The sequence below is a fragment of the Paraburkholderia strydomiana genome, assembly GCF_046030495.1.
Classification (GTDB): domain Bacteria; phylum Pseudomonadota; class Gammaproteobacteria; order Burkholderiales; family Burkholderiaceae; genus Paraburkholderia; species Paraburkholderia strydomiana_A.
In genome coordinates this window covers 1-14,359 of record NZ_JAQQCJ010000043.1, presented here as the reverse complement: position 1 = coordinate 14,359, position 14,359 = coordinate 1, and the positions used below count along the sequence as shown (strand labels likewise).

Genomic DNA, 14,359 nt, shown 5'->3' with positions numbered 1-14,359 from the left:
GAGTGATCACCATGTATAACTTGCCTGACGAAAGAGGTCATTTCGGCCAATTTGGCGGTGTGTTCGTCGCCGAAACGCTGGTTCACGCCCTCGACGAGCTGCGTGAAGCGTACGAGAAATTCCAGAAAGATCCTGACTTCGTCGCCGAATACGAGCGCGAACTGAAGCATTTCGTCGGCCGTCCGTCGCCGATTTATCACGCTCAGCGCTGGAGCGAACTGCTCGGCGGCGCGCAGGTTTTCCTCAAGCGTGAGGATCTGAACCACACCGGCGCGCACAAGATCAACAACGTGATCGGTCAGGCGTTGCTGGCCAAGCGCATGGGCAAACCGCGCGTGATCGCGGAAACGGGCGCCGGCCAGCACGGCGTGGCCACCGCAACCATCGCGGCGCGCTTCGGCATGGAGTGTGTCGTCTACATGGGCGCCGAAGATGTGCGCCGTCAGGCGGCCAACGTCTATCGCATGAAGCTGCTCGGCGCGACCGTCGTGCCGGTCGAATCGGGCTCGCGCACGCTGAAAGACGCGCTGAACGAGGCCATGCGCGATTGGGTGACGAACGTCGAAAGCACGTTCTATATCATCGGCACCGTGGCTGGGCCGCATCCCTATCCGATGATGGTGCGCGACTTCCAGCGCGTGATCGGCGATGAATGCAAGGTGCAGATGCCCGAGCTGACCGGTCGGCAGCCAGATGCCGTGATTGCATGCGTTGGCGGCGGTTCGAACGCGATGGGTATCTTTTATCCGTATATCGAAGATACTTCGGTGCAGTTGATCGGTGTCGAAGCGGCGGGCGACGGTCTCGAAACCGGCCGTCACGCGGCCTCGCTGATCGGGGGTAGCCCAGGCGTGCTGCACGGCAACCGCACGTACCTGCTTCAGGACGAAAACGGCCAGATCATCGAGACGCATTCGGTGTCGGCGGGCCTCGACTATCCGGGCGTCGGCCCCGAGCATGCGTGGCTAAAGGACAGCAATCGCGCGCAATATGTCGGCATCACCGACGAAGAAGCGCTCAAGGCGTTCCACGATTGCTGTCGCATCGAAGGCATTATTCCGGCGCTGGAATCCAGTCACGCGCTGGCGTACGCGACCAAACTCGCGCCGACGCTGCCGAAGGACAAGATCCTTCTGGTCAACCTGTCGGGTCGCGGCGACAAGGACATGCATACGGTCGCCGAGCGATCGGGCATTCAGTTCTGAGCGCCGCGACGATGCGCGACGAGTTCGACGAGCCGCAGCCGGCGATTGAAACAGTGGATCCGGCCGCCGAAGTAGCGGCGGCCGCGCCACCTGCGCCGTTACTGGCGCAGGTGCCCGCCGGCATTCAGCTCTTGAATCGCGATTTTCTGACCGATGTGGCGAACATTCCTGACGCGTCGATCGACCTGATCGTCTGCGATCCGCCTTACGGGCTGGGCAAGGATTACGGCAACGACTCCGACATGCGCACAGGTGAGGAATTTCTCGCCTGGACGCGTGGCTGGCTCGAGTTGGCTATTCCGAAGCTCAAGCCCTCGGGTTCGCTGTACATATTCTGCACATGGCAGTATTCGCCGGAAATTTTCAGCTTTCTGAAGACAAAACTCACGATGATCAACGAAATCATCTGGGACCGGCGCGTACCGAGCATGGGCGGTACCGTGCGCAGGTTTACCTCGGTGCACGACAACATCGGCTTTTTCGCGGTATCGAAGGATTATTTCTTCGACCTCGATCCCGTCCGCATCCCGTACGATGCAGTCACGAAGAAGGCGCGTTCGCGCAAGTTGTTCGAGGGCAGCAAGTGGTTGGAGCTTGGCTATAATCCAAAGGATGTCTGGTCGGTATCGCGGCTGCATCGGCAACACGCCGAACGCGTCGCTCACCCGACCCAGAAACCCCTGGAAATTGTCGAGCGGATGGTGCTGGCCAGTTGTCCGAAGGGCGGCCGCGTGCTCGACCCGTTCATGGGCAGCGGCACCACCGCAGTCGCTTGCGCCCGTCAGCAGCGCGAATTCGTCGGCTATGAGATCAATGAAAGTTACTGCGCGATAGCGCGCGAGCGCGTGAGCGCCGCCGCTTCGCCACCCGTGCCTCGTCGGGCCAAGGCCAAAGCCAGAACGCAACGGCAGACCGAAGTGCAATGAGCCGCGTGCAATGAGCGCGCAGTAGCCCAATCCGAGAATATTTCCATGTCCCGTATCAAGAACACGTTTGCCGCGCTGTCCGCCCAAGGTAAGAAAGGCCTGATTCCGTTCATGACGGCCGGCGACCCTGACCCGAAGCGCACCGTCGAATTCATGCACGCGCTCGCCGCAGGCGGCGCCGATGTGATCGAACTCGGCGTACCGTTTTCCGACCCGATGGCTGACGGCCCGGTGATCCAGCAATCGTCCGAACGCGCATTGGCGCAAGGCGTGTCGCTGCGCCATGTGCTTGCCGACGTCAAGCGCTTCCGCGAAACCGACGACAAGACGCCGGTGGTGCTGATGGGCTACGCCAACCCGATCGAGCGGATGGGCACGGAAGCCTTCGCCAAGGCCGCCAAGGAAGCCGGCGTCGACGGTGTGCTGGTTGTCGACTATCCACCGGAAGAGTGCGCCAACTTTGCTGAACAGATGCGATCCGCGGGCATCGATCCGATCTTCCTGCTCGCGCCCACCTCGACGGACGAGCGCATCGCTGAGGTCGGCAAGATTGCGAGCGGCTACGTCTACTATGTGTCGCTGAAAGGGGTGACCGGAGCGGCAAATCTGGACGTTTCCAGCATCGCGAGTAAAATCCCGGCCATCAAGTCGCGCGTACCCCTGCCGGTGGGCGTCGGTTTCGGTATCCGCGACGCGCAAACCGCGCGTTCGGTGGCCGAGGTGTCCGACGCCGTCGTGATCGGCAGCCGTATCGTTCAATTGCTCGAACAGGCAGCACCCGACACCGCTGCCGAAACGCTCACGCGTTTCATCGCTGAAGTGCGCGAGGCGCTCGATAGCGTCGCGACTGCCCGATAACAGTTATTTTTGTCGCTGTAGCGTGAACGGCGGGTTCGTCCCGCCGTTTGCGCGACCGCTGACCCAGAAGGATTCAATATGAGCTGGCTCGATAAGCTGCTGCCGCCGAAAATCAAGCAAACCGACCCGAAGAACCGCAAGGGGATTCCGGAAGGCCTGTGGATCAAGTGCCCGTCGTGCGAAGCCGTGCTGTACCGCAACGACGTCGAGGCCAATCTGCACGTCTGCCCGAAGTGTGACCATCACATGCGCATCGGCGCGCGTGAGCGGCTCGACGGCCTGCTCGATCCGGAAGGCCGCTACGAAATCGGCCAGGAAATCGTCCCGGTCGACGCGCTGAAGTTCAAGGATAGCCGCAAGTATCCGGACCGCCTGAAAGAGGCGATGGACGATACCGACGAAACCGACGCAATGGTCGTCATGGGCGGCGCGATCCATACGCTGCCGGTAGTGGTCGCCTGCTTCGAGTTTTCGTTCATGGGCGGCTCGATGGGTTCGGTAGTCGGCGAGCGCTTTGCGCGCGGCGCGCAGAACGCGCTCGAACAGAAAGTGCCGTTCATCTGCTTCACCGCTTCGGGCGGCGCGCGGATGCAGGAAAGCCTGTTGTCCCTGATGCAGATGGCCAAGACCACGGCCATGCTGACCAAGCTTGCCGAAGCCAAGCTGCCGTTCATCTCCGTGCTGACCGACCCGACGATGGGCGGCGTGTCGGCGAGTTTCGCGTTTCTCGGCGACGTCGTGATTGCCGAGCCGAAGGCGCTGATCGGCTTTGCCGGCCCGCGCGTGATCGAGCAAACCGTGCGTGAGAAGCTGCCGGAAGGCTTCCAGCGCGCCGAGTTCCTGCTCACGAAGGGCGCGGTCGACATGATCGTCGATCGTCGCAAGCTGCGTGAAGAGATCGCGCAACTGCTGGCGCTGTTGAGCCACCAGCCGGCGGACGCGGTCGCATAAGCAAAGGGCGCACGAAGCTGAACGGTCGACTGCCCGCGCTACCGTGCAGCACCCACCGTGCGCGGCGAACAAAGCAGTCAAGAAAATGGCGCGCCGCGTGAGTCATCAAGCGGCGCGCTGTCATTTCCGGGATAATCACGATCTCGCAAAGCGGTGGCGGCTGTGGCTGTCCTACCCGATTTTCCGCACATAATGCGCCCGGCACGCTACGCCTTCGACAGCCGCAGCTGCAACGCCCGCGCCATCCGTACACTGCCTAACCGATTCACTCGCGATTCACTCGATGACCACATTCCCCACCCTCGACGCGTGGCTCACGCACCTTGAATCCGCGCATCCGGTCGGCATCGACATGGGTTTGGGCCGCATCTCCCAGGTACGCGACGCGATGCAGTTGTCGTTTGACTGTCCGGTCATCACGGTCGGCGGCACGAACGGCAAGGGGTCGACGTGCGCGATCCTCGAATCCATTCTGTTGCGCGCCGGTTTCACGGTTGGGTGCCACACGTCGCCGCACCTGCTGTCGTTCAACGAGCGGGCGAGGATGAACGGCGCAATGGCCAGCGACGCGGACCTGCTGCCGCATTTCGAAACAGTCGAAGCCGCACGTCTGAGCCTCGCCGAGCCGGTCTCGCTGACCTACTTCGAGTTCACGACGCTGGCGATCATGAGCCTGTTCGCTTCGCGCGGGCTGGACGTGGTGATTTTCGAAGTCGGCCTGGGCGGCCGCCTCGACGCGGTCAACATCCTCGATACGGACTGCGCGATTATCACGAGCATCGATATCGATCACACGGATTATCTCGGCGACACGCGCGAGAAGATCGCGCTCGAAAAAGCCGGGATTTTCCGCTCAGGCAAGCCGGCGATCTGCGCGGATCCGGTGCCGCCGCAATCGCTGATCGATCACGCTGAGAAGATCGGCGCCGAACTGTGGCTCTTCGGCCGCGATTTCCGCTATGAAGGTCAGGCGGGCAGCGAGCGCCAGCAATGGAGCTATGTCGGCCCGAGCATGCGGCGTTCGGCGCTTGCCTATCCGGCGCTGCGCGGTGCGAACCAGCTAATCAACACGTCGGCGGCGCTGGCTGCGCTCGAAGCGCTGCGCGACCGTCTGCCGGTGTCGGCACAGGATATTCGGCTCGGTCTTGCCAACGTGGAACTGCCGGGGCGTTTCCAGGTGCTGCCCGGTAAACCGGCCATCGTGCTGGACGTCGGGCACAATCCGCATGCAGCCGCCGTGCTGGCGCAAAACCTCGGCAACATGGGCTTTTTTCCATACACCTACGCGGTATTCGGCGCGATGCGCGACAAGGACATTGCCGGCGTCCTGAGTCACCTGAAAGGCGAGGTCGACCATTGGTGCGTGACCGATCTGCCGACCCCGCGGGCGGCGTCGGCGGAAGACCTCGAAACGGCCTTGCGCGAGCAGGGTGTGGGCGAGGGCGCCGATAGCAGCGTGACGCGCTACGCGTCACCTGCCGAGGCTTTCCAAGACGCGCTAAAACGAGCGTCAGAGAATGATAGAATCGTGGTTTTCGGCAGCTTCTATACGGTAGCCGGCGTCATGGCTTACCGTAAATCGCAGCAACACTGAACGGGCGCCAGGCTCGAACCAAGCGATTCATGGGAATTTTCTCGTTCGGCAAGAAAGACGACGCACCCACCCGGCGCGGCGCAAACACCAGTTCCACCCGGGCTGCCCGTGGCGAGCGTGTGGAGCGGCGAACCCGCCGCACGGAGCGCACCGTCGACGCCGACGCGATGCTGCTCGACCCTACGCTGCCGGAAAAGCAGCGGGCGCGGCGCCGGCTGGTCGGCGCGATCGCGCTGGTCGTGGCCGCGGTGATCATCCTGCCCATGGTGCTGGACTCGCATCCCAAGCCCGTCACCGACGACATTTCCATCGACATTCCGAACCGTCCCGCGCCGAGGGTGGCTCACAAGAGCCCCGAAGACACGCAGGCCGGCGTAGCACCGGACAACCCGACGCCTGCTGAGCCGGCGCTCGCCGCTTCCAGCCTCGCGCCGGCGGCAACCGCCAAGACGGATCAGCCCGGCTCGACAAAGCCGAGCGCCAACGCAACCACTAACGCCAACGCCACGCCCGCGGCAAAACCGCAGGCGCCCGCACCGGCTGTCGCCGCGAATACCGCCCCGGCTGCGCCCTCGGCGCCGGCCAAGCCGGCGGTCCGCACGCCGGCTCCGCGCGCCGCAGCGCCGAGCGACGACGAGATCAACAACGCCGCCGCCAGTGCGGACGCGAATTCGGGCACGCCGGCATCGCCGCCTGGCAGCCGTTTCGCGGTTCAACTCGGCGCGTTCGCGAACGATGCCAACGCGCGTAACTGGGTAACCAAGTTGAAAGCGGCTGGCGTGCCCGCATATACCGAACATCGCAAGCAGGCAGATGGCACGACGCTGACGCTGCTGCGCGCCGGCCCATTCGCCGATCGGGCGGCGGCATCCGCCGCGATTGCGAAGGTTCGGGAGGTCGGCCTGACGTCGGGCGCGAACAACGGCGCAGCGCAGTAAGCGAGCGATGTTCACTGCCTTCGACTACGCTGTAATGGCGGTGATCGGTTTGTCGGCGTTGCGCGGCACGTGGCGGGGTTTTTTGTCGGAGATATTCGGGCTGATCGGCTGGATCGCGGCATTCTTCATTGCCTGCGAGTTTGTCGGTTACGTCGTGCCGTATATTCCGTCTCACTGGCCCGGCGGCGCATTGACCCAGTGGCTGCTGGCGTTCGCGCTGGTGGTGATCGGCGTGGTGCTGGTGACGAGCGTGGTCAGCGCGCTGCTGAGCCGCATCGTGCAGGCCACGGGCCTGGGCGGGGTGGACCGCTCGCTCGGTTTGATGTTTGGCCTCGTACGCGGGGTCATTCTGGTGCTGGTTCTGGTCGCCCTTGCCGGCTTGACCGAACTGCCCGAACAGGAATTCTGGCGCAACGCCCTGCTTCGGCCCTATGCGGTCGAGGGCGTGCACGTAATGAAACCGCTGCTTCCCGAGACGCTTGCTGCCTACGTCCGTGTTTGACGATCAGGCAAGCGGTTAGAGGAACCAGCAGGACTCCGGCGCAAACCGGCTGCCTTAGCGTAACAGCGCGTACTGTCCGCAAAACATCGCGTACGCCCCGAAGGAAGTCCCCTTGGGGGCTCGGTAACGCAGGCACCGGTCGCCACGACGAATTTCGTACCTTTGAAGGACATGCCATGTGCGGCATCGTAGGCGTAGTTTCCCACTCTCCGGTCAATCAGCTGATCTATGACAGCCTGCTGCTCCTGCAGCATCGCGGTCAGGACGCCGCCGGCATCGCGACAGCGAACGGCAGCAACTTCCACATGCACAAGGCCAACGGCATGGTGCGCGACGTGTTCCGCACGCGCAACATGCGCAGCCTGCCCGGCACGACTGGCATCGGTCAGGTCCGTTACCCGACCGCCGGTTCGGCGTCGAGCGAAGAAGAAGCCCAGCCGTTCTACGTGAACGCGCCGTTCGGCATCATCCTCGCGCACAACGGCAACCTGACCAACTGGCAGCAACTGAAAGATGAGATGTTCCGCATCGATCGGCGCCATATCAACACCAATTCCGACACGGAAGTCATGCTCAACGTGCTCGCGCACGAACTGCAGCTGGCTAGCTCCGGCCTGCAACTCGATCCGGCCGCGCTGTTCAACGCCGTGTCGGGCGTGCATCGCCGGGTGCGGGGTTCGTACGCGATCGTCTCACTGATCGCCGGTTACGGCCTTTTGGGCTTCCGCGACCCGTTCGGCATCCGTCCGCTGTGCCTCGGCAAGCTGGAAACGCCGGAAGGCGTCGAGTGGATGCTGGCGTCGGAATCGGTGGCGATCGAAGGCATTGGCTTCGAGTTCGTGCGCGACGTGGCGCCGGGCGAGGCGATCTTCATCGACATCGACGGCAAGCTGCACTCGCAGCAATGCGCGAAGGCGCCGAGCCTGAATCCCTGCATTTTCGAACTCGTATATCTCGCGCGTCCGGATTCGGTGCTCGACGGCGTGCCGGTCTACAACGTGCGTCTGCGCATGGGCGACTACCTCGCCGAGAAGATCAAGCGCGAACTGCCGGACGTCGCGATCGACGTCGTGATGCCGATTCCCGATTCGTCCCGTCCGGCCGCGATGCAGGTTGCGAAGAAGCTGGGCGTCGAGTACCGCGAAGGCTTCTTCAAGAACCGTTATGTCGGCCGTACCTTCATCATGCCGGGCCAGGCAGTGCGCAAGAAGTCGGTGCGCCAGAAGCTGAACGCGATGGGCATCGAGTTCAAGGGCAAGAACGTGCTGATCGTCGACGACTCGATCGTGCGCGGCACCACCTCGCACGAAATCGTGCAGATGGCGCGCGATGCGGGCGCGAACAAGGTGATCTTCGCGTCGGCAGCGCCGCCGGTGAAATTCCCGAATGTCTACGGCATCGACATGCCGACGCGCGGCGAACTCGTCGCCCACGGCCGCACGGACGACGAAGTCGCGCGCATGATCGGCGCAGACCACCTCGTGTATCAGGACGTCGAAGCGCTGAAGCAGGCGGTGCGCGACATCAACCCGGCGCTGCGTGAGTTCGAAGCGTCGTGCTTCGACGGCAACTACGTGACCGGCGACGTGACGACCGAGTATCTCGACCGCATCGAAACCGCGCGTCTCGCACCGTCCTCGCAATCGGATCGCGACGCCGCGAGCGAAGCGATCGACGGCGGCACTCCGGCGCGTTCGCAACTGCATCTGCAACTGTCGGTAGGTTGAGCGCGGTTTGCTCGACCGGCTCCCGTAGCGCGGCGTGCTGCACGCCACGCTACGCGCGTGTTAGCATGGCGGCTTGCGTCGATTTGATCTCAGCTTGCGGACGCGGGGCAACCCGAAACAGCTAAAGCGACAGGTGGAAAAGCCGCACACATCCGCCTCCGCTCCAGCTTTCCCCGCACATGAAGCCCGCTTATGCCGACGCAAAGCGGGCTTTTTTGTTGCTGCCGTTTGGCGTCGCGCGTGGCTTCACAGGCGAGCCGCGTCGAACGCAGCCATCGAACATTGGAACCAGAACCAACATCATGGACGACTCCCTGAACTTCGATACGCTGGCAGTCCGCTCGGGCACGGTGCGCAGCGACTTCAACGAGCATTCGGAAGCCATCTTCCTGACCTCGAGCTTCGTGTTCGCGAGTGCCGCGGACGCCGCCGAGCGCTTCAAGAACTCCGAAGACAACTATACCTACTCGCGTTTCACGAACCCGACCGTGTCGATGTTCCAGGACCGCCTCGCCGCGCTCGAAGGCGGTGAAGCGTGTATGGCAACGGCGTCGGGGATGGCCGCGATCATGTCCGTGGTGATGTCCGCGTTGCAGGCCGGTGACCACCTGGTGAGCTCGCAGGCGCTGTTCGGTTCGACGCTCGGCATGTTCTCGCAGATCTTCAGCAAGTTCGGCATTACGACCACCTTCGTCGATCCGACCGATCTCGACGCGTGGAAAAACGCCGTGCGCCCCGAGACGAAGATGTTCTTCCTCGAAACGCCGTCGAACCCGCTGACCGAAGTCTCCGATATCGAAGCGATCAGCAAGATCGCGAAAGCAGCGAACGCGCTGTTCGTGGTCGACAACTGTTTCTGCAGCCCGGCCTTGCAACAGCCGCTGAAGCTCGGCGCGGACGTCGTGATGCACTCGGCCACCAAGTTCCTCGACGGTCAGGGCCGGGTGTTGGGCGGCGCGCTGGTCGGCTCGAAGAAATTCATCATGGAAAAGGTATTTCCGTTCGTGCGCAGCGCAGGGCCGACGCTCTCCGCGTTCAACGCATGGGTGCTGCTCAAGGGCATGGAGACGCTGTCGCTGCGGGTTGAAAAGCAATCGGCGAACGCGCTTGAAATCGCGCGCTGGCTGGAGACGCATCCGGCTGTGAATCGCGTTTTCTATCCGGGGCTCGAATCGCATCCGCAGCATGCGCTCGCGATGCGTCAGCAGAAGTCGGGCGGCGCGATCCTGTCGTTCGAACTGAAGGGCGATACGCCCGAGCAGATGCGCGAGAACGCCTGGCGCGTGATCGACAGCACGAAGATCTGCTCGATCACCGGCAACCTCGGCGATACGCGTACGACCATCACGCATCCGGCCACCACCACGCATGGTCGCGTGACGCCGGAAGCGCGCGCGGCGGCGGGCATCAGCGAAGGTTTGATCCGTCTTGCCGTGGGTCTGGAAAATGCCTCGGATATTCGCGGCGATCTGGAGCGGGGTCTGGCGGGTTGAGTTGCGCCTGACGCAAGAGCGCCGGTTGCAGCGGCGCTCGGGCCGCACTATCAGGCGGCTCGCGCAATGAAACTCAGTGGCGCAGCGCGCGCCACTGACCGGGCGCCAGCCCGAAGCGTCGCGTAAATGCGTGCGTGTACGCGCTTTGGTCACTGAAGCCGATGTCCAACGCGATATCGGTCAACGAAAGACGCGGGTCCGCAAGGAGCGTGATCGACGTGTCGAGCCGCAGCCGTTGCAAATAGCGATGCGGCGTTTCGCCGAACGCGTCGATAAAAAGCTGGTGAAAACGCCGCATGCCGAAACCGCAATGCGCGGCGAGATCGGCGATCCGCAATGGCTCCGACAAATGTGCGCGCAGCCAGCGGTCGATTCGCGCGAAGTCGAGACCGGCGCCGATTGCCTGCGCGCCGGCCGTCGTGCCGGTGTCGGCCACCAACGCAGCGCCGAGGCGCGCGGCTGCATCCCAATGGAAACGCCGGCTGTCCAGATCGTCGCCTTGCGCGCCGCCGGTCGCGTGCGCCGCGATCCGGTGCACGAGCTGCGTGAGCGTCGCGTCGATGCTTACGGCGCGTGCGCGGTCGAACAAACGTTCCGGCACGGCGAGCGAGCTAGCCGGCAAATCCAGCACCAACTGCCGGTTTTCGCCGACCCCGGCGTAATCGTGCCGCGCACCGGCCGGAATCAGCCATGCGGAGCCGGCGTCGATTTGCTGCGCGACGCCGTCGACCGCCATCACCATTGCGCCGTCGAGTCCGAGCACGACCTGATGAAAGTCGTGCACGTCCGACGCTTCGATCGCGCCGTAGCGGCGCAGCGAAACACTAGGAGCGGTGGCGGCGGCGTGACTCATGGCGCTGACCGGTCGACGATGCGCAATGGCAAAAAGCAGCGAACCGCTTAAACGCCGAGCAGTTCGACTTCGAACACGAGCGTCGCATTCGGCGGAATCACGCCGCCCGCGCCGCGCACGCCGTAGCCGAGTTGCGGCGGGATGGTCAGCTTGCGCGTGCCGCCGACCTTCATGCCTTGCACGCCTTCGTCCCAACCCTTGATGACCATGCCGCCGCCCAGCACGAAAGCGAACGGGTCGTTGCGGTCCTTGCTCGAGTCGAACTTCTGGCCGTCGGTCAGCCAGCCGGTGTAGTGCACGCTGACGGTCTTGCCTGCCACCGCTTCGGCGCCGGTGCCTTCAACGATGTCTTCGTACTTCAGGCCGGATTCGGTAGTCACAGTCGACATGTGTCGCTCCTTAGTCAAAAACGTAAAAACCGACATTGTAGGCGTGTTGACGCCGCATCGCGCGGGAATGCCGCGTGGCACGCGGATTGCGTCGTACCTGGCCGTCCGGCCAGGCTGGTCGAGCCGGACAGCTTGCCTATAATGGGGCTTCTTTCTATCACCCAGCACTGCCTGAGAGGGCTCGATCGTGACAACGTCTTCAACCGGGACTGCCGGGGGTGCACAGCCGGCTTCTTCAGGCTTCGCCGTATCCGAACGCACCGCGCGTCTGCGCGCCGAAACCGCGCTGTTCATGCGCGATCACGTGCTGTCGCTGGTGTCGCACGATCTGCGTGGTCCGTTGAATGCCATTCATAGCTGGGCGTACGTGCTGGAGCGCAAGCTCGATGCGAATGACCCCAACGCGCAGCGCGCCGTCGCGGGCATTCGCAGCGGCGTGGATCAGCAGGTGAAGCTGCTTGAGACGATCGTCGATGCGACGCGCGCCGAAACCAGATCGCTGGCGCTCGCCTATGCGCCGTTTCCGCTGCATCCGCTGCTCGACGAAACCGTCGACGAAGTCCGCACGAACCTCGCGCGTACGCGCGGCGTGGAAATCACGCTCGACTCGCAACTTTCCACCGAGCAACTGAACGGCGACCGCGAGCGCCTTGCCGCCGCATTGTGGGTGATGCTCACGTTCGCCGTCGAAGCGAGCGCGGAAGGCGCCGCTGTCACGCTGAGCACGCGCGCCGAGCCGGGCGCGTGGCACACCACGATCAGCTACGATGCGAACGAAGCCGCGTTGAACGACGCCGCGTCGCCCCACGTGCTGGAAGCATTTGCCCGCAAGCAGGCCGGCGAGCCGCGTGAGGCGAAGCGGATCGCATGGGTATTCGCGCTCTGCAAGCGCGTCGCGGAAGCGCACGGCGGCAGTTTCGAGCAAAGTGACGTAAGCGACGGCGAAGCCGCCACGCTCGCGCTGCGTGTACCGCTGAGCGCGACGGCGCCGAAGTGAGCGCGCGGCTCCGGCTTCTTGCATCCGATTAACTTCTCATCGAGCTTGCGCCCTCTATACTGACAACTTTTGTTGCCGGAGCCCCTTGCTTTGATTCAGGTCGTCGCCCTTATCGGTGCGTTGTTTCTCGTTGCCCTCAACGGCTTTTTCGTCGCCGCTGAGTTCGGTCTGGTCAAACTGCGGCAGACGCGCGTGCAAAGTCTCGCGACCCGGCATGGCCTGCGCGGACGCCTGCTCGCCAAAGTGCATGGGCGGCTCGATGCCTATCTTTCCGCCTGTCAGCTCGGCATTACGCTCGCGTCGCTCGGGCTTGGCTGGATCGGCGAGCCCGCATTCGCGGAATTGATCTCGCCGCTTCTGCATCTCGTCGGCGTCGAATCGGAGCAGATGGTCCACGGCATTTCGCTGTTCTTCGCGTTTTCGTGCATTTCGTTTCTGCATATCGTGGTCGGCGAACTCGCGCCGAAGTCGCTGGCCATTCGCGAGGCGGAGAAGGTGTCGCTGTGGGCCGCGATGCCGCTGTACGGCTTTTACTGGGCGATGTATCCGGCGATCTGGGTGCTCAACTCGAGCGCCAACGCGGTGCTGCGGCTCGCAGGTCTCGACGCCGACCACGGCCACGATTCCCACTACTCCACCGACGAACTCAAGCTGATCCTGCGCGGTCGCCGCGCCAACGTCGCGACCGGACTCGGGTCGCCGGAGGACGCCTACAGCCAGGACGAGTGGAACACCATCGCGCATTCGCTCGACTTCTCGCGCATGACCGTGTCGGACCTGATGCGGCCGGCTTATGAAATGGTCGGCTTGCGGCGTGATCTGCCGATCCGCGAAAACATGCAGGTGGTGGCGCGGCATCGCTTCAGCCGCTATCCGCTGTTCGAAGACGCGTCAGGCGAGCGCGTGGCCGGCATGATCCATTTGAAGGATCTGCTGCTCGCGCGTCAGGCAGGCAGCACGCTCGACGATCTCTCCCGCTACATGCGGCCGGTGCAATACGTGAAACCGGATATGCCGGCGCTCGAACTGTTTCGCCGTTTTCGCAAGGGCGCGCCGCATCTGGCGCTGGTCGGTCACAAGAACGCGAAGCCGATCGGCTTCCTGACGCTCGACAATCTGCTGGGCGCACTGGTCGGGCAGATTCACGACGAATTCCGCCAGGGCGACGCCGATTGGACCCGCATGGACGACGGCACGCTGATGGGCAAGGGCAGCTTGCCGGTGGTGTCGCTGGAGCGCGCGTTGGGGATCGATATCGACGAGGGCAAGGCCGAGTCGGTGGGCGGTCTCGTGATCCAGGCGCTGAACGATCTGCCTACCGAAGGTCAGCGCGTGGAGTTCGACCGCTTCGACGTGGTGGTGAAGAAGATGAAAGGGCCGCGCATCGTGCTCGTGCGCGTCTATCCAAAGAGCTTCGACGACGAGGGCGGTTGAGCGGCTGCTCAGCTTCGGCAGTGGTGACGCACCCGCTTTGCTTCAGGTGACGAAGCCCACGGCGTCATCCGGATTCGAAAAAAGGCCGTTGAAGCACGCGTACTCCAACGGCCTTTTTTTCGCAGAACACGCAAGCATCAACTGCGCGGCACCCCATCCTCGACCAGCACCGCGATCGGCATCGCTGCCAACGCATCGCGCAGATACAGCAGGCCGTTTTCATCGACCTTCGGCGCGGCCGGACTCAGCCAGTCGAACAACGCTCGCGCTGACAGATCGGACGGCATTGCCACCGCCGTATCCGCCCATTGCGCCGGATCGACCATCGGCAGATCGCCGTCGTCGCCGAGCAGTCCGGTGGGGGGGGGGGGCGGGCGCCCCCCCCCCCCCCCCCCCGGCGGCCCCCGCCCCCCCCCCCCCCGCGCCCCCCCCCCCCCCCCCCCCCCGCCCGCCGCCCCCCCCCCCCCCCCCCCCCCCCCCCCCCCCCCCCCC

At 63.9% G+C, this 14,359-nt stretch carries 13 protein-coding genes and 1 pseudogene; 11 read left to right on the top strand and 3 right to left on the bottom strand.

Annotated features, from left to right (window positions below; all coding sequences use genetic code 11):
* Positions 1 to 11: 11 nt before the first annotated feature.
* The 9 genes from trpB (at position 12) to PQQ53_RS33675 (ending at position 10,194) form a co-directional block, all read left to right on the top strand.
* Positions 12 to 1,205 carry a tryptophan synthase subunit beta gene (gene trpB / locus PQQ53_RS33715; protein WP_408150391.1) on the top strand — a complete coding sequence of 398 codons (1,194 nt, stop codon included), beginning with the start codon at positions 12 to 14 and terminating at the stop codon, positions 1,203 to 1,205.
* 11 nt (positions 1,206 to 1,216) lie between these two features.
* Positions 1,217 to 2,131, top strand: a complete 915-nt coding sequence (locus PQQ53_RS33710; protein WP_408150389.1) for a DNA-methyltransferase — start codon at positions 1,217 to 1,219, stop codon at positions 2,129 to 2,131.
* Between the two features lie 45 nt (positions 2,132 to 2,176).
* Positions 2,177 to 2,989 carry a tryptophan synthase subunit alpha gene (trpA, locus tag PQQ53_RS33705; protein ID WP_408150387.1) on the top strand — a complete coding sequence of 271 codons (813 nt, stop codon included), beginning with the start codon at positions 2,177 to 2,179 and terminating at the stop codon, positions 2,987 to 2,989.
* Positions 2,990 to 3,067: 78 nt separating this feature from the next.
* Complete coding sequence (gene accD, locus PQQ53_RS33700; RefSeq protein WP_042328998.1) at positions 3,068 to 3,940, top strand: acetyl-CoA carboxylase, carboxyltransferase subunit beta; 873 nt, start codon at positions 3,068 to 3,070, stop codon at positions 3,938 to 3,940.
* Between the two features lie 283 nt (positions 3,941 to 4,223).
* Positions 4,224 to 5,534, top strand: a complete 1,311-nt coding sequence (folC, locus tag PQQ53_RS33695; RefSeq protein ID WP_408328905.1) for a bifunctional tetrahydrofolate synthase/dihydrofolate synthase — start codon at positions 4,224 to 4,226, stop codon at positions 5,532 to 5,534.
* Positions 5,535 to 5,563: 29 nt separating this feature from the next.
* On the top strand, positions 5,564 to 6,472 hold the full coding sequence (locus PQQ53_RS33690) for an SPOR domain-containing protein (protein ID WP_408150383.1): 909 nt from the start codon (positions 5,564 to 5,566) through the stop codon (positions 6,470 to 6,472).
* A 7-nt stretch (positions 6,473 to 6,479) separates the two neighbouring features.
* Complete coding sequence (locus PQQ53_RS33685) at positions 6,480 to 6,974, top strand: CvpA family protein (RefSeq protein ID WP_121320202.1); 495 nt, start codon at positions 6,480 to 6,482, stop codon at positions 6,972 to 6,974.
* 176 nt (positions 6,975 to 7,150) lie between these two features.
* The gene (purF, locus tag PQQ53_RS33680; RefSeq protein WP_408150382.1) at positions 7,151 to 8,701 is read left to right on the top strand and encodes an amidophosphoribosyltransferase; all 1,551 of its coding nucleotides are present in this window, start codon (positions 7,151 to 7,153) and stop codon (positions 8,699 to 8,701) included.
* A gap of 302 nt (positions 8,702 to 9,003) precedes the next feature.
* Positions 9,004 to 10,194 carry an O-succinylhomoserine sulfhydrylase gene (locus PQQ53_RS33675; RefSeq protein WP_408150381.1) on the top strand — a complete coding sequence of 397 codons (1,191 nt, stop codon included), beginning with the start codon at positions 9,004 to 9,006 and terminating at the stop codon, positions 10,192 to 10,194.
* A 73-nt stretch (positions 10,195 to 10,267) separates the two neighbouring features.
* On the opposite strand, the gene PQQ53_RS33670 is transcribed toward PQQ53_RS33675, so the two are convergent.
* Together PQQ53_RS33670 and PQQ53_RS33665 are read right to left on the bottom strand one after the other, a co-directional pair.
* Positions 10,268 to 11,047, bottom strand: a complete 780-nt coding sequence (locus tag PQQ53_RS33670; protein WP_408150379.1) for an AraC family transcriptional regulator — start codon at positions 11,045 to 11,047, stop codon at positions 10,268 to 10,270.
* Between the two features lie 47 nt (positions 11,048 to 11,094).
* Positions 11,095 to 11,436: an FKBP-type peptidyl-prolyl cis-trans isomerase gene (locus PQQ53_RS33665; protein WP_027803023.1), complete on the bottom strand. Its 342-nt coding sequence runs from the start codon at positions 11,434 to 11,436 to the stop codon at positions 11,095 to 11,097.
* Between the two features lie 187 nt (positions 11,437 to 11,623).
* On the opposite strand from PQQ53_RS33665, the gene PQQ53_RS33660 reads away from it, so the two are divergent.
* Together PQQ53_RS33660 and PQQ53_RS33655 are read left to right on the top strand one after the other, a co-directional pair.
* On the top strand, positions 11,624 to 12,433 hold the full coding sequence (locus PQQ53_RS33660; RefSeq protein ID WP_408150377.1) for a sensor histidine kinase: 810 nt from the start codon (positions 11,624 to 11,626) through the stop codon (positions 12,431 to 12,433).
* A gap of 90 nt (positions 12,434 to 12,523) precedes the next feature.
* Positions 12,524 to 13,867 (top strand): hemolysin family protein, encoded by a 1,344-nt coding sequence (locus PQQ53_RS33655; protein WP_408150375.1) that lies wholly within the window; start codon positions 12,524 to 12,526, stop codon positions 13,865 to 13,867.
* A 137-nt stretch (positions 13,868 to 14,004) separates the two neighbouring features.
* On the opposite strand, the pseudogene PQQ53_RS33650 reads toward PQQ53_RS33655, so the two are convergent.
* A pseudogene (locus PQQ53_RS33650) lies at positions 14,005 to 14,223 on the bottom strand (hypothetical protein); the annotation flags it as partial.
* Positions 14,224 to 14,359 lie beyond the last annotated feature (136 nt).

Coding starts and splice junctions, on each gene's coding strand:
- trpB (WP_408150391.1), top strand. CDS start 12: ATGTATAACTTGCCTGACGAAAGAGGTCATTTCGGCCAATTTGGCGGT.
- PQQ53_RS33710 (WP_408150389.1), top strand. CDS start 1,217: ATGCGCGACGAGTTCGACGAGCCGCAGCCGGCGATTGAAACAGTGGAT.
- trpA (WP_408150387.1), top strand. CDS start 2,177: ATGTCCCGTATCAAGAACACGTTTGCCGCGCTGTCCGCCCAAGGTAAG.
- accD (WP_042328998.1), top strand. CDS start 3,068: ATGAGCTGGCTCGATAAGCTGCTGCCGCCGAAAATCAAGCAAACCGAC.
- folC (WP_408328905.1), top strand. CDS start 4,224: ATGACCACATTCCCCACCCTCGACGCGTGGCTCACGCACCTTGAATCC.
- PQQ53_RS33690 (WP_408150383.1), top strand. CDS start 5,564: ATGGGAATTTTCTCGTTCGGCAAGAAAGACGACGCACCCACCCGGCGC.
- PQQ53_RS33685 (WP_121320202.1), top strand. CDS start 6,480: ATGTTCACTGCCTTCGACTACGCTGTAATGGCGGTGATCGGTTTGTCG.
- purF (WP_408150382.1), top strand. CDS start 7,151: ATGTGCGGCATCGTAGGCGTAGTTTCCCACTCTCCGGTCAATCAGCTG.
- PQQ53_RS33675 (WP_408150381.1), top strand. CDS start 9,004: ATGGACGACTCCCTGAACTTCGATACGCTGGCAGTCCGCTCGGGCACG.
- PQQ53_RS33670 (WP_408150379.1), bottom strand. CDS start 11,047: ATGAGTCACGCCGCCGCCACCGCTCCTAGTGTTTCGCTGCGCCGCTAC.
- PQQ53_RS33665 (WP_027803023.1), bottom strand. CDS start 11,436: ATGTCGACTGTGACTACCGAATCCGGCCTGAAGTACGAAGACATCGTT.